Here is a 23582-nt window from a genome sequence, read left to right as displayed (position 1 = left end):
TATTTAATTAACATAAAATATCATACGTTATGCAGATCACACAGACACACAAGCAAATGGTAGCTAAGGCGATAGCTGAGGACTTAAAAATGCGCCAACATTCTGACAGTGGTTATAAGCAAGCTAATCATGCTCAGTATTTGCAGATCAATCCGGGTTCTTACAGCCGGATAAGCAAAGGGGACATTGATAAGGTGCTGAGTGAGGTGGAATGGGTGCGCATTGGCAAGAAGCTGTTTTGTGATCTGAGTGAGAATGGGTGGAAGACTGCGAGAACTGCCGTTTTTGGCTTTGTGACTGCTCAGCTGAGCATGTGCCAACAGGATAGCCTTAGCGCAATCAATTGCGACCTGGTAGGGATAGGCAAAACGCATAGCGCGGAGGTGTATGCGGCTACTCATCAGAACGTGATCTATGTGAAATGCAGACAAGGTATAACCCGCGCTGATCTGCTGCGTGAAATGGCTCAAAATCTTGGCCTTGAACATGGTGACCAGGTGCGGAAGATAAGGGAGCGTGTGGAACTGGAATTGCTGCGCCTTCAAAACCCACTGGTGGTACTGGATGATGCCGGTTACATGAATGATAACTGCTGGATGGAAATAAAGGGGCTGTATGATGTGACTGAGGGCGGCACAGGTTGGTACATAATAGGTGATGATACACTGGGCGTGAAGATCAATAAGATGCTGGCTAAACGTAAGCTGGGTTGGGAGGCATTGTTTGACCGTTTTAACCGCAAATTTCAGGCTATTACCGAGCAGTATGATAGTGAGGCTTCTGTATCGGTAATGCGCAAGGAAACGGCCTTGCAGATACTGCAACTGAACCTGCCGGAAGCTGATACGCAATTGCGCAAGGATATATTGACCCGTTCGGGGTTGTCTCTGAGGGTGCTTAGGAAGGAAGTGGCAAAGCACAAGCGTATGAATGCAACTAAAAAGGCTGCCTAATGAGAAACGCAAAAAAGGTAAGTAAGACGGGGTACTGGAGGGCTCAGTTTAAGGCTGATGAAGCGGCGGTAATGCAGTTTACAGGATTGATGCCTGAGCAGCTGCTGAACCTGAAACTGGATATGGGCAGAGAGTGGCTTGTGAAAAACCTACACAAGGCAGGCATAAGCCAGAGGGAAAGCGAAAGCCTGTGGATGGAACCCAAAGTACTGCGATGGTGGAACCTGAACTGGCGGCAGTATGATCACTGGACAATTCTCCCCTTCCTGCATAAGGTAACCATCAACGAACGCTACAACGTGTACCACGATATGCACCTGAATGTTTTCCGAGAAGATCATCCTACCTACCTGACGCTGCTGGAGCAATTGTGTGGTGTGCTAGACCTGATCACCGATGGTTCGTCCTTCGGCGGGGCTCAGGATGACAAGAATGGTTCGGCGAGGCTCACCATGACAACGGGTGGGAATAAAGGAAAGGAGGTGAGCCATGCAGCCTAATGGAATAGCACAGCTGAGCGAAATAAAACGCTTCACTCTAAGGGATGTGGATGGTGTTTACAGCATAAGACAAACAGGGCCTGCGGAGTATAGCCTATTTAAAACAGACGCTGAAAAAGAAGAACTGGTAGGCTTTGTCACCTCCTTTGAATATCACTTCAAGATCACCGCCTTTGTGGCCGGACTGACGCTGAGTAAAGAAATAACCTATAACGAAGTAATAATTAAGAAATAATGGCTAAACAGGATAGAAAAGTAAGGCTAAAAATTGACCACAGAAAGCTTGAAATGCTGGTTGCGTTGTACGAAGCAGTAATTAGTGGATATAAACCAGAAAATGAGCAAGAACAGCTATGGCATGACCACGTGTGTGATTTTTATGAACAGATAAGCACTATGTGTAATAAAGAGCAGGTGAATTATACGCTAACGCTCAACGCCAGCACAGCACGTGCGTTCATACAGTTCTGGAACAGCAAGCCTTTCCCGATGCAGCCCTACCCAGCGACGATCCTAAACGGGATCATTCAATCGATTGACAAAAAAAGTAAAGAACCCCTATTCATATGAGACAGAAAATAGACATCAATGCCCTGAGTGGCAGCGATAAGGAAAAGGCAAGTGCGCTGCTGCGTGAAATAGCTGTACTGCGACGCCTTAAAAAGGATGCTGCACCGGAACAGCAAGAAGAGCTGCAACAGGAAATATGGGAACTGGTGGCGCATGTGAATAACGTCATCAATGGCGGTAAAGAAATCATTAAAACAATTAATAACAACTAATATGAGCAGAAACAAAAGAAAGAGCGAGTCTCTGAGCAAAGAGATCACTAAAGAGCAGTTTGATAAGGCGCTGATCACTTACAGCCAAAATGACATCAAGCTGAGCCAGCTGAATGCTGAACTGGAGGAAGAAATACAGGCTATTAAGGAAGACTTCTCGTCTGACATTGATCTTGTGAAGGCTGAACAGGCGCTACTATTCGCAACCATAAAAGCCTACAGCGTTGAAAAGCGTCATGAGCTTATGACTGACAAGATGAAGAGCTTCGATACGCTTTATGCAAAAATAGGCTTCCGTAAAGACCCTCCAAGCATCAAAACGTTATCGGGTGTAACACTGGATATACTGACCGCCCGCCTGAAGGAACAGAAACTGGACGCGTATGTGAGAACTGTAGAAGAGCCTAACAAGGAATTGCTGCTGGCTGATCGGGATAAGGAAGAGTTATCTAAAAAGTTCTCTGCTCTGGGAATAAAGGTTGCCCAGGAAGAAAAGTTCTACGTGGAGCTGAAGAAACTGGAGGTAACCGCTTAAACGATCTCTGCAATGACCACCCGCGAAACCAAACACGATCATTATCTCACCTTCTTAAGTAATCTACAACATGCCGAACAATCAAAACGAGCCTGCAAAGGACAATCTATCGGTAAACGCATTAAGGGCTATTATAGGCGTATTCGGGACTTTATTTCTGTGCCTGGTAGCGGTTCAAAATAGGGATGTAACTCCACTATATTTTATACTGGCTATACCTATAGTGATGAAGTGTATAGATGAAGAGTCTATAAAAAAGATTGATGACCGTGATGAATGGGAGGGCATATGACCAGGTGTATAAGTGGTAAGAAGCGGTTTAGAAATGATGTGGACGCACAGGAAGCCCTGAAGAAAATACGGAAAAGACCAAGGGAGGTGATACCGGTGCGATTTTACCCCTGCGATAAGTGCAGGGGTTTCCACCTCACCCACTCTGAAGGCCATCCAGGGAAAAGCAGGCCGATCATTCTTGAAGAGCAATTTAAACGGTATTTAAATAAGGAATAAATGAACAAGCCAAATGAAATGCAGGCTGATCAATTACCAGATCATCTAAAGGTATTGCAACCGACCGCAGCCGACAGAGTGTTTATACCGGAAGGTAATTTGATGGAATGTCTTGGTATAGGGAAGTGTGTGGCGGCGATTGGGTGTACCGTAGCCTGGTGTAACAGGTGCGGGTGGATAGAAGACTAGTATATTTTTTTAGTTACATAAAACCATAAACAAAAATGAAAGAGGTAAAATTTACAAGTTTTGAGGCTGCATGTGCGCAGCTCAATATCAGTACGGCGCTGCCTGATGTATCAATGCTTGCCGAGAAGTATGGCAAGGCACTAGTGGCCCATCATAAGCTAATGGTGCTGGTAGAGGCCAATAACGGTGACTGGGTGGTTGATTATAAGGATGACAACCAGAGGAAGTACTTCCCATGGTTTGAGTATGTTCCCGGTTCCGGTTGGGTTCTGGACGACTGCGGCCTCGAGTACACGGGCGCGTATGTCGGTGCCCGCCTCGCCCTCAAATCGGCAGAATTAGCCAAAGAAATGGGCCGTGAGTTCATAGGGCTATACAGCGACTTGCTGAGCGGTCAGAAGTAATTATTCATTTAATCAATCAACAAATAAAAAATGAAAGAAGTAAAATTCACAAGTTTTGAGGCTGCATGTGCTCACCTTAAAATTGGCACAGAGCTGCCAGACGTATCGATGCTGCCCACTGAGGAGCAAAAAGGAGTGATAGCACAGTATAAGCTGCAAATACTGGTAAAAGCGAACAATGATGGGTGGAAAGCCAATTATGCCGAAAGGAGCCAGTATAAGTACTTCCCATGGTTTGAGTATGTTCCCGGTTCCGGTTGGGTTCTGGACGGCTACGTCGGCGGGTACGCGTGCACGTATGTCGGTGCCCGCCTCGCCCTCAAAACGAGCGCCCTGGCAATGGAGATGGGTGGAACCTTCATAGACCTGTACCGAGACCTACTGGGTGAAGGTGAATAATATTAAAGGTGGCGCGCTGTATGCCTGACGAGGGTGTTCCGTTTCCCGGTTCCGGTTGGGTTCTGAACGACTACGACAACGAGAACACGAACACGAATGTCGGTGCCCACATTGCTTATAAATAAACAGTGCAAGCCTTGCCAACATGGCAAAAAATTACGCTTAACAACGGGCTTTGGTACCGAAAGGGAAAAAGACCAACAAAGCAAAGGCTATGAAAAGAATAAATAACATATACGAAGAGATATGCAGCGTGCATAACCTAGAAGTGGCAGATATGCTGGCTCGTAAAAGGAAACGCAACAAAAAGGAGATCATAGCGCATGATGCCAACAGGGAAGACAATATACTGGCTATTCATAGATCACTGGTGACACGCAGCTATCATACATCAAAGTATGTGACCTTTAAAATAACTGATCCGAAGGAAAGAATAGTGAGCAAGCTGCCTTACTACCCTGACAGGATTGTACACCATGCAATAATGGTAGTGCTGGAACCAGTGCTAATGAAACTGTTTACAGCGGACACATATAGCTGCATAACAGGTAGAGGTATCCACGGAGCTTTAAAGGCGGTTAAAAAAGCATTTAAAGACAAGCAAAACACACAGTATTGTCTGAAGCTGGATATACGGAAGTTTTACCCTAGTATAGATCACGACATATTGAAAGCGCTATTAAGGCGTAAAATAAAGGATGCTGATCTACTTTGGCTGCTTGACGAGATCATTGACAGCGCAGAGGGTTTACCTATCGGCAACTACCTGAGCCAGTTTCTTGCTAATTTCTACCTAAGCTATTTTGATCACTGGCTGAAAGAAGTAGTGAAAGTAAAATACTACTTCAGGTATGCTGATGATCTGGTAATACTAAGTAGCAATAAAAATGAACTACACAGAGTGCTCGCGCTGATCAGGGAATACATGGAATGTAATCTGAACCTTGAAGTAAAAGACAATTACCAAGTTTTCCCGATAGATACCAGAGGTCTTGACTTTGTAGGGTATAAAATTTATCATTCACATACACTAATCCGAAAATCCATAAAAAAGAGCTTTGCGCGCATGATGGCCTCTAATCCTGATATGCAGTCTATTGCAGCCTATAAAGGCTGGTTGACACATGCGGATGGAAAGCATCTGGAGAAAAAATTAACCAATGAAAACATTCTCAGAATTAAATATAAAAAGCGAACGTGAGCATTTTACAGGAGATAAGGTGAAGATTGGTAAGGTGCTCAATAAGCAGATAGTAGTACACGACTACAAAATACAAAATAGCAAATACACTGATAAGTGCCTGCATTTGCAAATAGAAGTTAACAATAGCAAGCATGTAGTATTTACCGGGTCGAAACACCTGATAGATGTTATACAGAAAGTATCAAAGGACAATTTCCCGATCAGTACTACTATAGTGGAAAATGATGATGGGTCTTTTCAATTCACTTAAACAACCAATAATTATGATACTAGGATTTAAAAAGCCGTTTAAGCCGAAGCTGATGGATGGCAGTAAGCTGCACAGCATGCGCGAGGATAAGCCCGGCAGGTGGAAGGTAGGTATGAAAATACAGATGGCCACGGGTGTAAGGACTAAGGCGTATGAGTGCTTTCGTGATGATCTGGTAGTTACCAGGCTACAGCATGTAGAGATACGGTATTACGGAAAGGTGCCGGGTGAGGTACTGGCTCCTGTGATCATTGTTGATAGCAAGCGGCTGGATGATGCTTCGGTGCTGGAACTGGCGAGAAATGATGGATTTAAGACCATGGGTGAGTTTATGGAGTGGTTCGATGAGGACTTTGAGGGTAAGATAATCCACTGGACAGATTTTAAGTACTAAATAACACTATCGAAAAATGAAGGTATTAGGTATAGATCAGTTTCATAAGAAGAAATTTAAGTTTTTGGGGTTTAAAGATGAATGGCTGTTTTTCATTGGTAACCTGGCTCTCAATTTTATCGGGATCATTTACGGGAAGAGCGGACAGGGGAAAACAGAGTTCTGCATCCGGTTAGCAAAATACCTCTGCAAATTTGGGCGGGTGGCCTGGCTGAGTTACGAGCAGGGACATGATTTTGATTTTCAGATGGCCTCTATCAGAAACAATATGCAAGAAGAGGCTGGCAAGTTCCTACCGATTGATCCACTACAAAAAAGGCAAAAGGGGAAGACCAAGTTTCAGGAGCTGGACGATTACCTAAGCAAGCGCAGTACCCCTGAATTTGTGTTCATTGATAGCCTGGATTACTTAGACATAACACCAGAGGAATATTACTACCTGAAGGAAAAGTACGGAGGTAAGAAAGGGATCATCTTCCTGAGCCATGAGAAAAATGGCGCACCTGAAAGCAAAGTCGGTCAGAAAATTGAATATGATGGTAAGTTTTCGGTGAGGGTATTTAAGTATATAGCCCGTAAGATGAAAAACAGGGTTGGCGGTAGCGGTAACTATGTAGTGTACTTCAAAGAGGCCAGACGAGTAGATCCGCTGTTTTTTAAGAAGGCTGAACAAGAAATGGAGGTGGTGCATAACTGGCACGATGAGGCGATAGAGCAACAAAGGGAATTGGAAATGCAAAAGAAGAATTGATATGCATAAATATGTACTTATATCTAAAAAGTTTGAGGGGTACCTGATGTATGAGTATGATCAGGATGGTTTCCTGATAGAGTTTAAAAACTGCGCATACAAGATGCCACAGGATCAGCGGGAATCGGTTCTTAAGTCTCTCAGAAATGCACTTACTCACGAATCGTTCAATGCATGGGTGAAGGCGGAAGGCAGAACGACCATCAAAATAGACGATGATCTGTCGTTCGATCGTTTCTGGTTAATATTTGACCACGCCCGGAATAAGCTGATTGCGGATAAGCTATGGAAGGCCAAAGCAGCCTACGATAAGCGGTATGTGCATGCAAACATGTTCTCCTACCAATGGTACTGCAAGCAATCGCCCTGGTACAATCAACAATACCCTGACACATACCTGCGCGGGCATTTTAGGGACGAATGGTTTAAAGTGTATCTGAAAGAGAAAAAAGACAAAGAAGAAAAATTCAGCAAATGAAAGGGGATAAAGCGTTTGATAGTCTGTTGCCTGAACCGGAGGTGGTATCCAGTGTGGACCTGTTTGGTGTGGTGCCTGATGCGCCAAGGAAGCCCGGCAGAATAATGGAGCTGGCGGAAGCTCGTAATAGAAAGCTGGCTGCGAGGTTGTTCTACTATCGGCATTTCTTTCCCCTTGTGAAAAATGAGGTGGTAATGAAACTTATGATCCAAGATTTTGACTTGTCGCCGACACGCATTAAAGAGGTAGTGGATACGCTAGATGTAGAGTTGGGTAAGCTGAAGGCGCAAAGGCCGGATCTGGAATGGTTCAGAGAGCGGTGGCCACGAATGGTATGGAGTGAAACGTTTCCTGACTTTGATAAATAGGCTTTTACTTTCTTTACTACAGCGTAAAGAAAGTAACAAAGAAAGCGCCGGGCTAAAAAATCGCGCTACCGCACAGGGCTATACTAGCTGCCGTTTTTCGCCATAGCCGGGCTTCTACTTAGTTAATAACACAAAAATTAATTGGATGAGCAAAGCAAACTATACTGGTGAATATCTGGTAAATAAGGGGCAAATAGCCAAGATACATGTGCTACTGTCACAGATACCCGGACTGGAAGATAAGGGCGAAATGAAGCGGTATAAAGAGAACCTAGTACGCGATTATACTGACGGCAGAGCTACCAGCACCACTGCGCTAAGCTGGAAGGAAGCAAAGGATATGATTGCAGCGCTGGAGCGATTGACCCGGACGGGAAATACAAATACTGTGCAGCTAGGATCAACGCCGAAGAAAGAACAGAAACTTAAGGTGAATCCTGAAGAGGATAAAAAACGAAGGAAGATATTGCACTTTGCCCATTTGCTGGGTTGGTATGAGGGGGTGAATACCAGCAGTGTGAACAAGAAGGCGACACTTACCATGTCTTCGGAACAACCGCCCAGGAGAAAGCTAGATATGGAGCAGGTGAATGGGTGGTGTGTGACGTATGGTAAGTATAAGAAGCCGCTTAATGATCATTGCAGTGAAGAGCTGAGCGTGCTGATCACTCAAATTGAAAAGGTGTATAAAGCCTATTTAAATGCTGTTTAAACCAGTAGATAGTCGTTAGTAGATAGTAGATAGACTGCGTATTTATTGTATAATTGTAAAAAATAACTCACGTCATGAAAATGTGTCCTGGTTGTATGAAAGATAATGCTGATAGTGCAAAGTTCTGCAATAGCTGTGGTGCTGGACTAACGGTAGATGATAAAGAGGCTGCACGGCTGAAGAAATGGGCTGATTATAAAAATGAGGATCAGCCAGTGGTTGGAAAGGTAGTGACCTGCCCGAAGTGTGGAAGCGAGAGTATTCATGCTTATAAAAAGGGCTATAGTGCCGGTAAGGGTTGCCTGATGGCTTTGCTCATGTTGCCGTTCTCCGTTATTATGTGGGTATTTGGGTTGTTGTTTGGTGCAGTAGGAGCGAATAAGATCAAGAGAAAGTGTTTGCAATGTAATTATACGTGGTAGTTAAAATAGCTGATATAATAAAAAAGCCCCTGTGATAGGGGCTTTTTTATTGGCATGCGCTAATTGTAATTTTCGGAGTGTGAGACAAGATTCCAGTAAGCCCCATCCCAAACCCATAAGCTAGTAGAATTGGCGACCAAACTAACCGCTTGTGGCTGGAAGCTCACCGGCCCTTTGTAGCGGCCCTCGAACGGGGCAAAGGGTGCGCCATATATTACACTATAATTCTGGCTGCCACTTCCCTCAATAATATAATACAGCAGATCGCCCACATTATTACCAGGAGCGGAGGCAATGGTTGATGGGCCGAACATAATGTTTGTAACCTTAACGATAGTTACTTTGGCACTGATGGGTACCTGCACAGTACTGGAGTATGGCGATCCGAAAGCGATAGTTTGAATATCGGTGCCGTCAGACGCAATGAATTCCCTTACCCAGTTCCTGATATTAGTGCTCAGGGTATCGCGACTGTAGGTAGTTGCAAAAATGGTTCTGTCCGTTTTATCCAGTTTCGTTTCAAGTGATGCCTTGGTGGAATCGTAGACCTTTAGAGCATAGTCTACTACCTTTTTCATAATTGCGCCCTCTGTAGCCGCCCGAACCTTGTTAACCGCATTTTTGTTTGTTATACCGGTATCAACGGTATTCTTCAGGGTGGTGTTTTCCTGGCTAATAGTTTGGGACTGGGCGAATGCCGGTGCGTGTGTGGCCACTATTAAAATGGCAATCAAGATCTTCTTCATGTTGTTGCTTTGTGTTTTTAAAATATAAACTAGTTGTACTCGTTACCGAATTCTTCTGCATGTTCTCCATCGGTGATGACCTTAACCTCTGGGCGTGGGACTAAGCCCTTTACAGGTTTTGCGCTGTAGTCGTCTTTACCCAACATGAATGTTTGCTCCGTAACGATAATATCATCGTTACGGGGCAGTCTACGTTCACTGACGCACATAAGGTGTCCGGTAACATTGGCAAGCTGATCAACACCATCAACAATGTATTCGGGTTTCCAACCGTGTAGGGATAGGTAAATGATCTGGTCGAGGTTGAAATAGTTGAGCGCCTTTTCGCGGTATTGCTGAGGAGTGAGGTTGCTGCTGGAGCTGTAGGGGGTGAAGCATGTTTTTACTGTGATCTGGCCTGAGCCAAAACGGGCAAGCTGGCCGCCGTGCTTATAGTCGAAATTGAACCCGCCGATAAGGCTTGCAGGAAATTTAATTGGTGGCTGATCGAAATTGAGCTGCTGGAGGTCCATGTCGATAGTAGCGAAGTAACGTTTGTTGCTGTTACTGCTATCGACCAGTGATTCGATGCGCTGCTGTATGGCAAGAAAGATGTTTGCGTTTTGGCTGTTCATGTTTTTTAAGTTTTTGGATCAAAGATGTTTTTTAGTTCCCGGGTGATCTCCCGCTTCAGGGCATTGTTGAATATCGGACTGTCGTTTTGATCTTTTGGCATGAACTGACGTTGCTTTATGTTCATTGTCCTGGTGTGAGATCTTACTTCAGTAGAATCGGTGATCATGTGTATTGTCTTCTGTCGCTCAGTGCCGTTTTTATTGAACCGGCCAGTGCCAATTTTCTTAGCTGCGTATTTGTGCCTGGTATATGCCTTAACGGTAACCTTGCCATGAAAACCGAAATTGTGAACGTAGGCATAAGGCGAATTGCTAAATATCCTTACCTCTCCCTGCCTGGGTGTATAATGGAAGCTGCGCAGGAGAAAGGCGCGCTTGACAAGTATGCGCGTTCTTGTTTTGTTGGGCGCCCACGGCTGAAATGTGGCCCCCTGCCATCCCTGAGCATGAAAGTTGCCATCTATAAACCGGAGCGCCATTTTACCCGCCCTGACAGGGAAAACGTGCAGGACATAGTTCTCCAGCTGCCTTGCTCTTCTTTCGGTTTCCTGTTTGAATTGTTCGGGTGTCATATTTTAATGGCTGAATGGCTCAATAGCTCAATGGCTCAATTTGCCGGTTATTTTATATATTTGTGGTGTTATTAAGCCATTGTGCCGATGATGCCGTCTTACGCATTTCACCGGGAACGCAATGGCTTAATTATTTCTATGAAGAAGTACTCCGGACCTGTCTTGCTCTAAAGACTTTTCATTTGGTTTACCGGTCCCCATAATATCATAGCGCATCATGGTAAAGGCGCGATCATCATCGACCTGGACACAATAAGGGAAGTTATCATAGTAGCGTATGTATGTTGTGATGAGATTACCTTTTTTAGTTTTAGTACTCCAAATTTCGTCAGGGTCTTGTAGTATCTCATCTAAGTTGGCCAGGTGTGTAAACCGAGCTTCCTTGTTTTGCTCAAATACGTGGTTACGAAATTTGTTATCCACTTTGATTACTGTACCCAATTTGTCTTTTACAAGGAACTCTCCTTTTTTTGTGCCTGTCCTTTGGGTCCACCACTCGTTTGCTGCCGCCTTTGTATTGAGGGTAACGGGGGTAGGTAACTTATCCATGTAAATGCGGTCTAATGATGGTAGGTTATACGCCTTATCCCAATGTAATGGTGTGCCTTTTTTAAGGTTTTGCATGTGTGGGTAGTCATCGGTAAAGACTACTTTATTGATGGCGGGATTGGACTGGAAGTAGGGTTTTACACCGGCTTCCCTGAGCATTTTTAAAGGCGCATCGTGTTTCCTGACATTACGGTGCTGTCCGGGTATGAGCTTGCAATTGCACTGCTGATGGAACGGTGGGCAGAACGTGGCCCATATGGTAGCGCTCTTCAGGCGGGTAAAGCCGTTGAGCTGGCCGCAAATAGGACACACATTCTCTGCACCGGTGGTGCGGACTTCAATATAATCGTCAGGACCAAATTCATTGAATGACTGTGCCACCTGGGCCGATGCAAGTGCGGTGTTGTAGTCGATTTGCAGGTGGTTTACATTGAATGTATATCCTGCCTTCGCTACGTCATCCCGGTATTGTTTGAATGGCTTTAGCTTGCCGTCCTTGTCAATCATGAGGTCGTTAAAGACTTTCATTTCGGTTAAAGACTTAGCGGCGCTGTAGGCATAGATATTCTGCCGGAGGTGTGCAACCAGGAGATTGCGCGGGTCTTCGTAAGTGAATGTCTTCTGCTTGCCTAAGCCATTAAATACGGCATCCATCAACTCACCGGCTGTAGCCTCGTACATATCTTTTGGGATTGTACCTTGATTGATCTTCGCGCTATAGAGCTGCTCTGCAATGCGGTTGCACATGGCTGAGAAGTCTGTTTCACTTCCGGACATGGTTACGCCAAGGCTATGGTTATGTCCCGTGTAATGCCGGTCGAGCATTTTTATAGTGTAGTGCCCTCTCAGGTGAGGGCGTTCGCGAAAAAATCGGTCAGCATGGCTTTTACGTCACTGGCGGTAAGTGGCTTTTCTGCCGGAGGTGTTTTCTCCCTGGTTGCGGGCTTTGGTGTGGTTGGCTCTGTTGGTTCTTCGCCAGTCTCTTCAGGATCGGTGGAGGGAGCGCCACTAAGTATAACGATCTGATCTCCCTTTTCGGGCATCGGGATATTGTAAGTTTCGTAGAGGTATTTTGCTGATACCGGCAAGCCTGCCTGTAAGAGGGGCAGATCTACTCTGATCTTCTGCTGAAGGAATTCAATGTCAATTTCGCCAACGTATTCAAAGTTGCCACCGGTAACAGGGTAACCGTATGTTGCCAGTATTGCAAGGAACTTATCGGAGTTCAGCAGATCAAGCACATCGTCCATGTCGTCTTTAATGAGCTGCTTTTGCTCATTGGAATGCACGACAGATTTCCCTCCAGTGCCGCCTTTGCCATTGGTGGAGGTTTCGGTATTGCCGGTGATGATCAGGGACATTTCCTGATTCAACCTTTCGACAATTTTCTCCTGGAGATCACCATTGCCATTGGACGTTTTACCATCCACAAGCTGGAAGTCCATTTCTTTTGGGATAACGATCTTAAGGCTGTTCCCTGCTTTGTCAACAATACCCTGACCTACTTTTCTACTTTGCAGATCATTGCCACCGTATTTCAGCACCATGACCGGTGAGCCGTATAGTTCTACATATTCGGCCCAGTGACTTATAGCACCTTTCTTTAACAATGCGTAGAAACCGCAAATTGAGAGCAGGCCAAGATCGCCCGGCTCACCGACAACCCAGATATTCTGATAGTCGGGGTAGAAAACACCGTTATCATTATCCCATTGCTCATAGACAATCTTTTGTGTTTTTGTCTTTATGTGCTTACGTGGTATTTCGTTGAATGTAAGTCTCTCTCCAGGAATGAACTCCATGCCTGATATTCCCCACATTTTGGCAAGCATGATCTGTTTGATCACATCACTAAACGCCTTGGACTGGATGAGCGAGTCCATTTCATCCACCTTGTCTTCACCTACCTTAAAGACCATTTTCTTATTGCGCACACTGGAGATGCGTTTTTTGATCAGTCCGGAGAGATGGGCATCCAGTAATATATCGGTGTACAGATCATATAACGGAACCGTATTAGGTACATATACTGATTCAGCTGCGACAATTGCTGTGCGCCATGTTCTTACATCTTTTTTGCTTCGATTGACAGAACGTAATACCATCTCCTGGGTAACCTGTACCTGCCCTTTTCCTGTCTGTGGCTCGTTGGACGTTTGTGTGCTATTAACTGGTTTCTTGCTCATATTAATATGAATTATTTGCTTTTTCGTTAGACACAGCATATACCTCTATGCTGTCGGGGGTGGTGGTATCGGTATAGTCCTGGTATGGCCAGCGGGGATCGGCTAAGCCCTTTTGTATGTCCTTCAGGCTGCTGATCATTTGCTTGTAACGGTTTTGCCACTGTTCATAGTCAAGGTTAGGATTTGCCAGATTCATAAGATTCCAGACGGCAATGGTCTTGATGATGTTTAGCAACATGGCATCGGGAGTAAATGTGGCCGCTACGTTGGTACCAGGATCACCAAAGATTGCAATGAGATCGTACCGGGTGAGGTACATCTTTGCTTCATCAATGGCCATGCTGATGGCACTTACTATTGTGTCGTTGTTGTTTTCGGCGATCTCATTAATGATGGGCGCGTAAACGTGAGTAGAGAGATCGGCGGGCACTATTATTGGAGTGTAAGGCATTTTTGAAAAATTTGTGTGTTAATAATGGTATGCGTCTGATTGGAACCTTTCCTGGAACAGGACTTCGGCGGCATGGGCTACATTGCGGACTTTTAGAACGTGAACTCCACCCTCGATACAATCCGGGCCGTCTAGTTTCTTACTAGTCGGTTTAGCCCCTCTAAATTGAGCTTCCAGTCTTATCATGTTAGCGTTGCCTTTCTCTGCAATGTTGAAAATTAGATTACCCTTCCTGTTAATGGGTTCAAGGGTAGATTCTATTCGCACCCATTTGTCGGGCTTTTTACGCGTGTCCTGGCTTGGATATAGGTAACCTTTTGTCTCACCTGCTTCATATATCTTTTCTTGTAGAACCTGTTCAAAGAATGGATCTTGCAGTGAGTTGTTTTCTATATAGAAATCAATAGTGCGTCTATTGCCAACATAGTCTCGGCAGCTAAAAAGCCCATCGACAAATTTGGCTGTATTCATGCCACCAAGGAAACCGTAATAGATATAGAAACGGGCTCCTTTTCTGCCAATTATAAAAGTGGCCTTATTACTATTGCCACCCCCAGACTTTGCAGTGGGCAATTCTTTATTAGATGGCGCAGGATCGGAATAGCATGTAGCATCGTCCAAGTCCTCCAGTGCGGGGCATTCGCCCCATGTAATATCGGGGAAGGTTATTTCCTGCGCCATAGGGTTGTTGTAATACTCCCCCTGGATCGATTCATAACTCATACCGTCGAGCATCTCCTCAATGATCTCTTCTGTGTTCTTTTCAGGCCACGTCGATTTCTCGTTTTCGTCCCTGATATTGATGGTTTCATTGTCTTTGGCTGTCTTTGAGAAACGAACGGCCAGTGAATCTTCAGCAATGACATTATTATCAAAAAATATGAAGTAAGGTCGCGAGATCTCAACGCAGGGTAAGACCTGCTTTTCGTACCACCTCCATGCCTGATTGAGTAGGTCGGCATTGCGACAAACTGCATCATCATCAGCATCATCGCACTGGATGACGTTTATACGCATCTCTTCGTTCTTTGAACCTCTCGGGTTCTGGGTAGTACCTACGGCCTTATAGCCCATGCCACTTTTGGATATGAATTTCTTCATATCCCAGTTGCCCAGGTTCTTCTGTACACCGTAGTCCTTAATCAGCTTCTGATTGCCTTCTAAGTTAGCCATGTATGGAGCCATCAGGTCAATGGCATTGCTCTCAGACTTGGAGCAGAACAGGCCATTAATAGGCAGTTTTAAAACGAAGTGGAGGTAAAATACTTCCATCATGCGGCGGGTACTTTTTGCCAAACCACGACCCCATTTACGGGACATAGAGTACTTACCCCAGCCTTTTGCTTGCATCTCTTTACAGGCATTAATAAGGCGCAAGGTTGCATTCTTTTGAAACGCGGCAGGAGCGGCAAAGGAGTACTTTGGGAAGTAGTATTTTATCCACTCTTCCTGATTGCCGGGGGCTTCAAGCCTCTTAATACGTGCCTGCTTTTCTTCTTCTGTTTCGCTGCTGTCGGCAGCTGTAGCATTCGCAACGTTTACTACCAGTGCATTAAACTCCTTTTCCCATTCGGCAGGGTCTTTTTCTTTATATACCAGCCATTCGACAGGTGATTGTTCAATGTTGTCGTGCATGATTTAAATGCTGTTTAAACGAGTGATCTAATGAATGCCTGGAAGAGCGGTGCGACTTGTCTTGCTATTTCCGAATTTTCTTTTCCCAACCAGGTAATGAAGGCAATGCCGGTCTGGTACATCTGTGCAGGGCCTGCTTTCTTTTTGAGATAAGCAATAGCCTTAGTGGTCTTGATGATACGGTCGGCATCGGGATTTGTTTTCGGGTCGTCATCCTCGAGGTACTTCTTGCCTTGATCAATGAGCAGCTGGAGCAATTCTTCAAGCTGCGCAACGATCTCCTGATCTGATATGGTTTTGCCTGTTTTCAACCGTTCCCACTTCCCATCTTTTTTCCATTCGGAAATAGTTTGTTCGGACACATTGAGCTCTACAGCAATGGCTATCTGGTTAAGGTTACCATGCACATACATGATGCGGGCATACTCCCGTTTTTGCTGCATTTCCTGCTTGTCTTTTTGCGTCATAAGCCTGTTGTTTTGGTAGCGGCTTTGCCGCTACTGGGCAAAATTGACTTTTAAATCTGCACTTTTTGGGGTGCAAAAAGTATAATGCGGAGGGGTGTGCGGTATAATGCAATTCCTTGAAGAGTGCCGCCGATAAAGGATTTGGCTACGCGCGAGGGGGAATGCAATTTTACATCATCAGCGAAAGGAAAGGGAGTTTTTACGCTTCGCCATGACACTGATAGATAAGCCCTGCGGTCGAAAATTAAAGTAACCGCAGGCATTTTTAAAAACCAACAAAGACATGCCAGGAGCAACGAGATCAATTAGGAGAATGGTACCTACGGAACTTCCGGAGATACTGCTGTACGGAGTGATCGACAGTGAAATGAGCCTTGCATTTGCTGTGGAAATTGCCTGGCTGAAAAAGCAAGGCTTTACTGAGTATAACCTGCGCATTAACAGTAAAGGTGGCGAAACAAGTGATGGTGTAGCGATGTATACAGTGCAGCGCTCTTGCGGAATGATCTGCAATGTGTATATAGACGGCGTGGCGGCTAGCATGGCCAGTGTTCTTGCATTTGCGGGTGCTAAGTTGTACATGAGCAAATATGCCCGCCTGATGATGCACAAGCCTATTGGTGGAGCATTTGGTACTGCTGCCGATCTGAGGGCTAAAGCAGACTATGTGGATGGTATTGAAAAGGATATGTGCGAAGTGTACAGCAGGCGAACCGGCAAACCCACAGAAGAGGTAATGGCAGAGTTTCTGAACGGGAAAGATAATTTCTACACAGCAACGCAAGCAATGGATGCAAAGCTGATAGATGGTGTGTATGATGGGGAAGAAATGGAGATGCCTGCCGACTCTGATCTTGATGCTGACGGCATTTATATGTTATTCCAGGATAAACAATCAAAAATTAAAACTGAAGTCAATATGGATATGATCCAATTAGAGTTCGATGCCGAACTCGGTAAGATGCTTGGAACGGGAGTTTCAGCAAGCTCAGACAGCGCCTCAATAAAGGGTGCAATTAAAGCCCTGCATGCCAGGGCTACGAAATACGACACTGTGAGTGCGGAACTGAAGACCCTGAGAAAGGAGAACGTGACTAACCAGGTGATTGCCATGCTGACAGAGGCGAAAAAGGATAAGAAAATATCCGTAGCTGAGTATGATGTGCTAGCTGAGCAGTATGAAGAAAACCCGGATGCCCTGGAGAAGTTATTAAAGGCAAGGGGTGTATTTACTTCCGTCACTTCCCAGATCAGACAGGCGGATAAGGAAGGCGTTTTCTCTCAGGAAGTAACAAATATGGTGGGCAAAGGATGGGATGCTCTAATGCAGACCGGCGAAATGGCTGATCTGAAAAAACTCTCTCCTGAAGCATATGCGCAGATGAAGGAGGCGAGGTACGGAGTTAAGTAGTAGTCGCCCTTCGATAGGCTAATAGTGACAAATAGGTAAACATTTTCAACTAATAATTTTTATACATAACATGAAGAACAAGAAATTAAGTATTACGCGACTCGGCTGGGCTATGGTGATAGCGGCTGTAGTAGGCTTTATTGCAATGGCTGCGTTTGGCGGATCATTAGCAGCCTTCGGGATTGGCGGTGGAGTTAGCTTCCTGCTGAGCGCTATTCCTGGTAACACTAAGGGACTGGCCATGATGGCCCTGCAAACGGAGATGTGGGTAGAGCGAATTGAGCATAATATGTTCATGAACAATGAGTTTTTGAAGGAGTCAATTGATGATAGCCAGTATGTAACGGTAAAAACGGTGCATGTACCCAATGCGAATGAGACCGGAGATATCATTGTTGATGGTGTGTATCCTGCGGGTGGCGCAGATGTAAACGCTGCCGCTGACAGAGAAAAGACCTATGATATCAGCGAATTCAGGGTGCCTCCATTCATTGTTCGTAATGCGGAAAAGGTAGAGCTTTCTTACAACCAGATGGATTCATTACTTTATGAAAACCAAAGTAAACTGAGTGAAAGGATTGCCAGCCAGATACTTTACAAATGGGCACCTACCGGTACAGCCTTATTGTCTGATGGTGAAACTGTTAACAACAATATCCTCAGAACATCGGGTGTGCCAAAGAACGACCAGGACGCTGCGCCATTAAAGGTAAATGCTCACTTAGCCGGAGCATCAGGCTACAGGCTTGCATTTGGTATGTATGATGTACTACAGGCCAGCACTTTGCTGAATTCACTTGATGTGCCAATGGCTGATCGTAGTATGCTGCTTGATGCAACCATGTATTCACAACTTGTGAAAGATATGAGTGCTACTCAGTTCACAGACTTCAGTGCATCAATGGACCCTAAGACGGGACAGGTTGGTATGCTGTATGGCTTTAAGATCTTCATGCGCAGTAAGGTGCTTTCTTATACAAATGCTGACTTGCCGGTAGTAAAGGCCATAGGAGCAGCCGGGGCATCTACGGATAACGCAGCGGCGATATTCTGGTGGAAGGGCGCTGTAAGCCGCGCGGTAGGACAAACAGAAGTGTACTCTCAGGACAATGATCCTAAGAACTACGGTGATGTAGCCTCTGCCTTGACAAGAGCCGGTGGCGCTCCACGCAGGGACACTGAGCTTGGTATCGGTGCGATCGTACAGAAGGCTCCAGCAGTTGGAGTATAGTCTCAGATAAAGTCAAATTACAATAGATGATCTTAAGCCGTTACCGTCACTGGAACGGCTTAAGGTGGCAAAAGACTTGATCAAAAAATTATGATACGTATGAAGAAAATGATTTTAATAGCGGTGGCAATGCTTGGACTGGCCACCACTTCAATGGCTCAGCTGTCGGATATACAGAATTATGCTGTAGGTGGCGACTTCAACAATGGCGGTAGCAGGACGCTTAAGGATACCTGGAAGCCAACTGATATGCCTCTGCGCACTACTGCGGACAGCATATTGCTGACAACTAAGGATACGCTGAGCGCACGTGTAAGAGGTCGTTACAACAGCGTGACTTTCGGGTTTACGGTGGATAGCCTTGCAGGCAGGGTTGATAGTGTGACGGTGGTTGTGCAGGGGTCGGTAGATACATCGACCGGAACTGACTTCTGTACACTGACGACGTTTACCTGTGCCAATACCGCGAAGAATGTGTTCACCTATGCAGTGAATTCCGGCAATGGCAATCCATACACAAATTACCGTGTTCTGTTCTCGTTGGCTAACCGACACGCGCTGAGCCAGGCACGATGGAAAGGGAAACTGTTGATCAGATATAAACAGCAGGAGGATTGGGAGGTACTCTTACCTGACTGGCCATCGGGTGACACCTCGCCACCTCAATACGATTAGACCCGCTAACCCGCCCGAACAAGGCGGGATTAGTGGGTGCAAAACGGTTCTATTAAATGGCGCATAACAACTATCATAGCATAACATCAGACGTTACCGGTCTTCTCCTGGTGGCGAGCAGCTGGACATCAACATCGGCTCTTTCTCAGTTTTTGGCTAAGGCCAGTCCATATTTTAAGGCGGGTATGTTTGGCCTGAGCTGCATATTGACGATACTGGCTATAGTGGACTATTCCATGAAGATAAGCTGGAAGCTACAGCAAAGGAAACGCAGCAAAATGAAGTGTGGGAGTCTGGACGAATGCTGCAATGTGAAGGCTCTTAAAGAACACTGGACATGATACAAAAGCTATTAGATGCAGTAAAGGGTAAGGATGTTTTACTCGCATCACAGATGATCATCCTTATTAGTGCCATTATCGGTTTCGGATGGTATTCTATAGTAACAAAGCGGCCACTAGATGGTATAGCCCTGATAGTTGGCGCACTGGTTACGAACTATAACACCCTTGTGAATTTCAGATGGGGAAGTAGCAAAGGGAGTAAGGATAAAGACAAAAATATTAATAACAACAACACACCACAACCATGATAGTAAAGGGAATTCTTAGTGTGATCTTAACCGGCATTATAGCCTTTATCTTCTTGTTCTGTATGGGATCGTGCCGGGCAACAAAGGGCAGTAAAACTACTAGTGTGAACTGGGAAGTGAAGCAGGATAGTGTGCGGAAAGCTGATAGTATGCGCCGTGCCGCAATGATGGAAGATTTTATACGCAGCTGGAGCAGTGAAGAAACGACCAGTGAGCCAGTGGCCGGTAGCAGCGTATCTCTGACTGAAGCAAAGGATCAGCCGGTAAACACAACTGTGAGAAATGGCAATACCACGCTTACTACTACCACAGACAAACAAGGTAACCGACACTTTGAGTGCAAGGCGGACAGCATGCAGCAGGTGATAACCAGGAAGACAAAGGATAGTGTTTTGCTTCACCGCCGGTATGATAGCTTATACGCCATTAAAAGCCTTGTAGACAAGCGTAGTGATAGTGTAGGGACGCTGAAAGAAGTGGTGGAAAAAGAGACCAAAGGTTGGCTGACTGCGACTAAGCCGTTGGTATTCCTGGTACTGATAGTTGCAGTGCTCTTCTTCTGTATCGGGTATATGTGCAAGGGCCATATTTTAAATAATAAACTGCTGTAGCTATGACCAAGCCAATTTATACGCCCATTGTGGTTAATGGTAAGAGCCTGATGATGGCTGTACTGGAATTAGCCAGGAAGGAAATAGGCGTACAGGAAGTGCCAAAGAATAGCAACAAAGGGCCGCGTGTAGAAGAATACCTGCGATCAGTAGGACTGGGTGGTGGTTATGCATGGTGTGCAGCTTTAGTTTACTGGTTGTATCTGCAAGCTGCAAAGCAACTGGGTGTTAGCTCTCCAGTGGTAAAAACGGGCGGTGTGTTGGTCTGCTACAATAAAACAAACCCTTTGCAGATTGTTACCGTTGCACAGGCTATTGCACAGCCGGAGTTATTAGTACCAGGTATGCAGTTCATAATGAGGTTTGCCAACGGAACGGGCCATACCGGATTAATTGAAGCGGTGGCGATCACTAAGGCAGGTATTATGCTAAAGACCATAGAAGGCAATACCAATGATGACGGTAGTAGAGAGGGTTACATGGTAGCCAGAAGGAACAGGATGGTGAACTCTGCAGGAATGTTTGCCTTTATCAAATACTAATCAAATTTTAAACTTTTCAATTTATAAGCAATGAAGAAAATTGAAGTATTCAACAGTAATCCGAAAGCGGAGGTACTGTATTTCACAGAATGTGGAACAGGCTTTAAGAAAGAGCAGGATGCAAAAACGCAGGCCAGCGCACTGAAGAAAGCAGGGAAAGGCACCGGCAAGGTGGAAACTGTGACCAGGGCACAGGCAATTGCAGCGGCGGAAGCGAAGAGCGGGAGCGAATCAAAGGAAGTTGTTTTGACCCCACGCGAACAGGCAGAAAAGAACCTGGGCGAAAAGAGACTGGCTCTGGAAAGTGCAAAGGCAGCGGTAGGTACTGCAACTGCGAACCTGGAACAGGCTACAGCTAACAAGGCAGGATTGCTGCCTGATGCTACCGGCCCACAGAAGACAGCAGCGACCAATGCAGTAAAGAAGGCAACAACAGCCCTTGAAACGGCTATTGCGGCAGTGCCGGTGGCCGAAGGTGAGGTGAAGGCAGCGGAGGAAGCGCTGGCGGCAGTATAGTCTGAACCATGATTGAAAGGATAAAAGGATGGGCATGATGCTCTGATAATGAGAACCAACGAGGGGTGAAGTTGTGAAGTAGCCCCAGCACTGAGCGTCTAAGCTCTGATAATAACGCTAATGGCCCGCTCCCGTAAATGGGGCGGGCCTTGGCAGTGCAAGACGGGGAGTAATCACCTCCCCCGCCGAAAAGGCGGGTACTCCTCTTTCAAAAAGAGGAGAGTGTATAATGAATTGTCATAAAAACAACTTTTTTATATGAGCGGAGTTAATATAACGTTAGCGAATGGCCAATTAGGTAGCACATTGCAAACTGCGGATGGTGTATGCGGTATGATCATCACCGGTGTACCGGAAGGCGATTATGCAGTGGGAACACCAAAGCTGATCACTTCTATGGATGACCTTCTAGGTCTGGGCATTACTAAGGATGGTAACCCGTTTGCTTTTAAGCAGATAAAAGAGTTTTATGATGAAGCGGGTAAGGGTGCGCAGTTGTATTTTCTGCTGACTGCTAATACTGCTACCTATGATTCAATGCTGCCTTTTGTACCAACACTTCTGGACTATGCGCAAGGTAAAATATGCTTTGGCGGATTGATGTGTGATGATAATGCAGTGTATGACGGAGAACAAACTACCAATGATGCTATCAATGACGACTACTCAGGTGCATTAATAGGTCTACAATCTATATGCTCAGAGTACGCAACCGGACAGAAGCCATTGAGGTTCATACTTGGTGGTACAAGTTATAACGGGACGGTAGCCGACCTTGCTGATCTTACGCAATTGGCTCATAACAGGGTAGCTATATTGATAGGTGATACTGTGGCTAGTGCGAGTGCTGCTCTCGGCATGCTGCTTGGAAGACTGGCAAGCGTACCTGTTATGCGTAAAGTGAGCAGGGTAAGGACCGGTGCGCTGACAGCAGCGGAAGCATATCTGGGAGCAGATGCACTGGAGACGCTACCCAATGACCCAGCATTAATAGCAGCTAAAGGCTATATCACTTTAACCACTTACCCTAATGTTGGTGGCTACTTCTTCAGCGGTGATGATACGGCCAGTGCCACTACTGACGATTACCATTTCTTGTCTCGTGGCCGTGTAATTGACAAGGTGCAGAAACTGACCTATGCAACTTTTGTGCAGGAGGTGGATGATGAAGTTTTTGTTGTAGAAGGAAAGCTCGATGTTGGTTATTGCAAGACGATCAGTCAAAAGGTGGAAAACCAGATCAATAATACAATGACTATAAATAGAGAGATCAGCAGCGTGACTTGTAAAATTAATCCTAATCAGAATATATTATCTACCAACGTCCTGAATGTGGAATTGAGCATAGTGCCAGTAGGTTATGCGACAACGATAGATATTAAACTGGGGTTTGATAATCCTGCGCTGTAGTAGATGGTAGATAGTAGATAGTAGGTAGTTTTTCTTAATTAATTCAAACAACAATATTTTTTATATGGCAGGTGTAACTTTTTTTGATAGCAAGGAATGTGAATGGGCGGATATGACCATTTACATAGAAGGTGGTACTTCAACCAAGATCGAGGGAATCAAGTATAAGAAATCTAAAGTAAAAACGCATCTGCACGGCTCTGGCAATAAAGCAATAGGCATACAGAGTGGCAATGAGACCTGTGGTGGTGAGATAACTGCGTTGAAGGGAGCTGTTGATTCAATGAATAAAGCTGCGGTGGCGGCCGGCGGCAAGGATATTCTTGATGTAAGCATGACCATTGTAGTTGTTTACCAGGAGGCGAAAGGAAGGCCACTGGAGACAGATACGCTAGTAGGTGTGGAAATATCGGAATTCGAGAAGGGCTGGGATCAGGGAGCCACACAGATGCCAATCACCATGCCATTCCTTTGCCTGGATATCGTTTAGGTCCGGCAAGTAACCAATTCATTATTTATTTAA

37 protein-coding genes are annotated in these 23582 nt (G+C 45.4%); 29 read left to right on the top strand and 8 right to left on the bottom strand.

Annotated features, from left to right (window positions below; genetic code table 11):
* Positions 1–29: 29 nt before the first annotated feature.
* The 19 genes from CJD36_RS20045 to CJD36_RS19955 all read left to right on the top strand — a co-directional run bounded on the left by CJD36_RS20045 (position 30) and on the right by CJD36_RS19955 (position 8851).
* A complete protein-coding gene (locus CJD36_RS20045; protein ID WP_105040981.1) occupies positions 30–953 on the top strand; it encodes an AAA family ATPase in 924 nt (307 codons plus the stop codon).
* Positions 953–1453, top strand: a complete 501-nt coding sequence (locus CJD36_RS20040; RefSeq protein WP_105040980.1) for a hypothetical protein — start codon at positions 953–955, stop codon at positions 1451–1453. Before CJD36_RS20045 ends, CJD36_RS20040 begins: the two co-directional genes overlap by 1 nt.
* The gene (locus CJD36_RS20035; RefSeq protein ID WP_105040979.1) at positions 1443–1688 is read left to right on the top strand and encodes a hypothetical protein; all 246 of its coding nucleotides are present in this window, start codon (positions 1443–1445) and stop codon (positions 1686–1688) included. The genes CJD36_RS20040 and CJD36_RS20035 overlap by 11 nt, the downstream gene beginning before the upstream one ends.
* On the top strand, positions 1688–2023 hold the full coding sequence (locus CJD36_RS20030) for a hypothetical protein (protein WP_105040978.1): 336 nt from the start codon (positions 1688–1690) through the stop codon (positions 2021–2023). The genes CJD36_RS20035 and CJD36_RS20030 overlap by 1 nt, the downstream gene beginning before the upstream one ends.
* Positions 2020–2235 carry a hypothetical protein gene (locus tag CJD36_RS20025; protein ID WP_105040977.1) on the top strand — a complete coding sequence of 72 codons (216 nt, stop codon included), beginning with the start codon at positions 2020–2022 and terminating at the stop codon, positions 2233–2235. Before CJD36_RS20030 ends, CJD36_RS20025 begins: the two co-directional genes overlap by 4 nt.
* A gap of 1 nt (position 2236) precedes the next feature.
* Complete coding sequence (locus CJD36_RS20020; RefSeq protein ID WP_161499397.1) at positions 2237–2770, top strand: host-nuclease inhibitor Gam family protein; 534 nt, start codon at positions 2237–2239, stop codon at positions 2768–2770.
* 70 nt (positions 2771–2840) lie between these two features.
* Positions 2841–3062: a hypothetical protein gene (locus CJD36_RS20015; RefSeq protein ID WP_105040975.1), complete on the top strand. Its 222-nt coding sequence runs from the start codon at positions 2841–2843 to the stop codon at positions 3060–3062.
* Complete coding sequence (locus CJD36_RS20010; RefSeq protein ID WP_105040974.1) at positions 3059–3280, top strand: hypothetical protein; 222 nt, start codon at positions 3059–3061, stop codon at positions 3278–3280. Before CJD36_RS20015 ends, CJD36_RS20010 begins: the two co-directional genes overlap by 4 nt.
* On the top strand, positions 3281–3469 hold the full coding sequence (locus tag CJD36_RS20005) for a hypothetical protein (RefSeq protein ID WP_105040973.1): 189 nt from the start codon (positions 3281–3283) through the stop codon (positions 3467–3469).
* A gap of 35 nt (positions 3470–3504) precedes the next feature.
* A complete protein-coding gene (locus CJD36_RS20000; RefSeq protein ID WP_105040972.1) occupies positions 3505–3873 on the top strand; it encodes a hypothetical protein in 369 nt (122 codons plus the stop codon).
* A gap of 30 nt (positions 3874–3903) precedes the next feature.
* Complete coding sequence (locus tag CJD36_RS19995) at positions 3904–4272, top strand: hypothetical protein (RefSeq protein WP_105040971.1); 369 nt, start codon at positions 3904–3906, stop codon at positions 4270–4272.
* Positions 4273–4486: 214 nt separating this feature from the next.
* On the top strand, positions 4487–5473 hold the full coding sequence (locus CJD36_RS19990; protein WP_105041014.1) for an RNA-directed DNA polymerase: 987 nt from the start codon (positions 4487–4489) through the stop codon (positions 5471–5473).
* On the top strand, positions 5433–5726 hold the full coding sequence (locus CJD36_RS19985; RefSeq protein ID WP_105040970.1) for a hypothetical protein: 294 nt from the start codon (positions 5433–5435) through the stop codon (positions 5724–5726). Before CJD36_RS19990 ends, CJD36_RS19985 begins: the two co-directional genes overlap by 41 nt.
* A 13-nt stretch (positions 5727–5739) precedes the next feature.
* Positions 5740–6120: a hypothetical protein gene (locus tag CJD36_RS19980; RefSeq protein ID WP_105040969.1), complete on the top strand. Its 381-nt coding sequence runs from the start codon at positions 5740–5742 to the stop codon at positions 6118–6120.
* A 16-nt stretch (positions 6121–6136) separates the two neighbouring features.
* Entirely contained in the window at positions 6137–6871 is a 735-nt protein-coding gene (locus tag CJD36_RS19975; protein ID WP_105040968.1) for a hypothetical protein, read from the top strand.
* Between the two features lies 1 nt (position 6872).
* The gene (locus CJD36_RS19970) at positions 6873–7349 is read left to right on the top strand and encodes a hypothetical protein (RefSeq protein WP_105040967.1); all 477 of its coding nucleotides are present in this window, start codon (positions 6873–6875) and stop codon (positions 7347–7349) included.
* Positions 7346–7717: a hypothetical protein gene (locus tag CJD36_RS19965; RefSeq protein WP_105040966.1), complete on the top strand. Its 372-nt coding sequence runs from the start codon at positions 7346–7348 to the stop codon at positions 7715–7717. Before CJD36_RS19970 ends, CJD36_RS19965 begins: the two co-directional genes overlap by 4 nt.
* Before the next feature lie 145 nt (positions 7718–7862).
* A complete protein-coding gene (locus CJD36_RS19960) occupies positions 7863–8429 on the top strand; it encodes a hypothetical protein (RefSeq protein WP_105040965.1) in 567 nt (188 codons plus the stop codon).
* A gap of 95 nt (positions 8430–8524) precedes the next feature.
* Entirely contained in the window at positions 8525–8851 is a 327-nt protein-coding gene (locus CJD36_RS19955; RefSeq protein ID WP_161499396.1) for a hypothetical protein, read from the top strand.
* Between the two features lie 59 nt (positions 8852–8910).
* Here CJD36_RS19955 and CJD36_RS19950 read toward each other — a convergent pair whose 3' ends face one another.
* The 8 genes from CJD36_RS19950 to CJD36_RS19915 all read right to left on the bottom strand — a co-directional run bounded on the left by CJD36_RS19950 (position 8911) and on the right by CJD36_RS19915 (position 16071).
* A complete protein-coding gene (locus tag CJD36_RS19950; protein ID WP_105040963.1) occupies positions 8911–9597 on the bottom strand; it encodes a hypothetical protein in 687 nt (228 codons plus the stop codon).
* A gap of 29 nt (positions 9598–9626) precedes the next feature.
* Positions 9627–10211, bottom strand: coding sequence for a hypothetical protein (locus CJD36_RS19945; protein WP_105040962.1), 585 nt, complete (start codon positions 10209–10211; stop codon positions 9627–9629).
* Between the two features lie 5 nt (positions 10212–10216).
* Positions 10217–10783, bottom strand: a complete 567-nt coding sequence (locus CJD36_RS19940) for a phage virion morphogenesis protein (protein WP_105040961.1) — start codon at positions 10781–10783, stop codon at positions 10217–10219.
* Between the two features lie 126 nt (positions 10784–10909).
* On the bottom strand, positions 10910–12157 hold the full coding sequence (locus CJD36_RS19935) for a PBECR2 nuclease fold domain-containing protein (protein ID WP_133162724.1): 1248 nt from the start codon (positions 12155–12157) through the stop codon (positions 10910–10912).
* Positions 12158–12177: 20 nt separating this feature from the next.
* Positions 12178–13518 (bottom strand): phage portal protein family protein, encoded by a 1341-nt coding sequence (locus tag CJD36_RS19930; RefSeq protein WP_161499395.1) that lies wholly within the window; start codon positions 13516–13518, stop codon positions 12178–12180.
* A 1-nt stretch (position 13519) separates the two neighbouring features.
* Positions 13520–13969: a phage protein Gp36 family protein gene (locus tag CJD36_RS19925; RefSeq protein ID WP_105041013.1), complete on the bottom strand. Its 450-nt coding sequence runs from the start codon at positions 13967–13969 to the stop codon at positions 13520–13522.
* Positions 13970–13987: 18 nt separating this feature from the next.
* Complete coding sequence (locus CJD36_RS19920) at positions 13988–15604, bottom strand: hypothetical protein (protein ID WP_105040958.1); 1617 nt, start codon at positions 15602–15604, stop codon at positions 13988–13990.
* 14 nt (positions 15605–15618) lie between these two features.
* Positions 15619–16071 (bottom strand): DUF1804 family protein, encoded by a 453-nt coding sequence (locus tag CJD36_RS19915; RefSeq protein ID WP_105040957.1) that lies wholly within the window; start codon positions 16069–16071, stop codon positions 15619–15621.
* A gap of 313 nt (positions 16072–16384) precedes the next feature.
* On the opposite strand from CJD36_RS19915, the gene CJD36_RS19910 reads away from it, so the two are divergent.
* From CJD36_RS19910 to CJD36_RS19865, 10 genes are all read left to right on the top strand, one after another.
* Positions 16385–17482 (top strand): head maturation protease, ClpP-related, encoded by a 1098-nt coding sequence (locus tag CJD36_RS19910; protein WP_161499394.1) that lies wholly within the window; start codon positions 16385–16387, stop codon positions 17480–17482.
* Positions 17483–17552: 70 nt separating this feature from the next.
* On the top strand, positions 17553–18713 hold the full coding sequence (locus CJD36_RS19905; RefSeq protein WP_105040955.1) for a phage capsid protein: 1161 nt from the start codon (positions 17553–17555) through the stop codon (positions 18711–18713).
* A 99-nt stretch (positions 18714–18812) separates the two neighbouring features.
* Entirely contained in the window at positions 18813–19388 is a 576-nt protein-coding gene (locus tag CJD36_RS19900; protein ID WP_105040954.1) for a hypothetical protein, read from the top strand.
* A gap of 56 nt (positions 19389–19444) precedes the next feature.
* Entirely contained in the window at positions 19445–19729 is a 285-nt protein-coding gene (locus CJD36_RS19895; protein WP_105040953.1) for a hypothetical protein, read from the top strand.
* Positions 19726–19980 carry a hypothetical protein gene (locus tag CJD36_RS19890; RefSeq protein ID WP_105040952.1) on the top strand — a complete coding sequence of 85 codons (255 nt, stop codon included), beginning with the start codon at positions 19726–19728 and terminating at the stop codon, positions 19978–19980. The genes CJD36_RS19895 and CJD36_RS19890 overlap by 4 nt, the downstream gene beginning before the upstream one ends.
* Positions 19977–20591 (top strand): hypothetical protein, encoded by a 615-nt coding sequence (locus tag CJD36_RS19885; protein ID WP_105040951.1) that lies wholly within the window; start codon positions 19977–19979, stop codon positions 20589–20591. The genes CJD36_RS19890 and CJD36_RS19885 overlap by 4 nt, the downstream gene beginning before the upstream one ends.
* Before the next feature lie 2 nt (positions 20592–20593).
* Positions 20594–21133 (top strand): CHAP domain-containing protein, encoded by a 540-nt coding sequence (locus tag CJD36_RS19880; RefSeq protein WP_205685653.1) that lies wholly within the window; start codon positions 20594–20596, stop codon positions 21131–21133.
* 30 nt (positions 21134–21163) lie between these two features.
* Positions 21164–21649, top strand: a complete 486-nt coding sequence (locus CJD36_RS19875) for a hypothetical protein (protein WP_105040950.1) — start codon at positions 21164–21166, stop codon at positions 21647–21649.
* Positions 21650–21907: 258 nt separating this feature from the next.
* Positions 21908–23059: a DUF2586 family protein gene (locus tag CJD36_RS19870; protein WP_105040949.1), complete on the top strand. Its 1152-nt coding sequence runs from the start codon at positions 21908–21910 to the stop codon at positions 23057–23059.
* Positions 23060–23123: 64 nt separating this feature from the next.
* On the top strand, positions 23124–23549 hold the full coding sequence (locus CJD36_RS19865; RefSeq protein WP_105040948.1) for a hypothetical protein: 426 nt from the start codon (positions 23124–23126) through the stop codon (positions 23547–23549).
* Positions 23550–23582 lie beyond the last annotated feature (33 nt).

It is taken from the genome of Flavipsychrobacter stenotrophus (assembly GCF_002954265.1).
Classification (GTDB): domain Bacteria; phylum Bacteroidota; class Bacteroidia; order Chitinophagales; family Chitinophagaceae; genus Flavipsychrobacter; species Flavipsychrobacter stenotrophus.
Note: the sequence above shows the minus strand (reverse complement) of the source record. Positions and strands in the feature narration are given on the sequence as shown.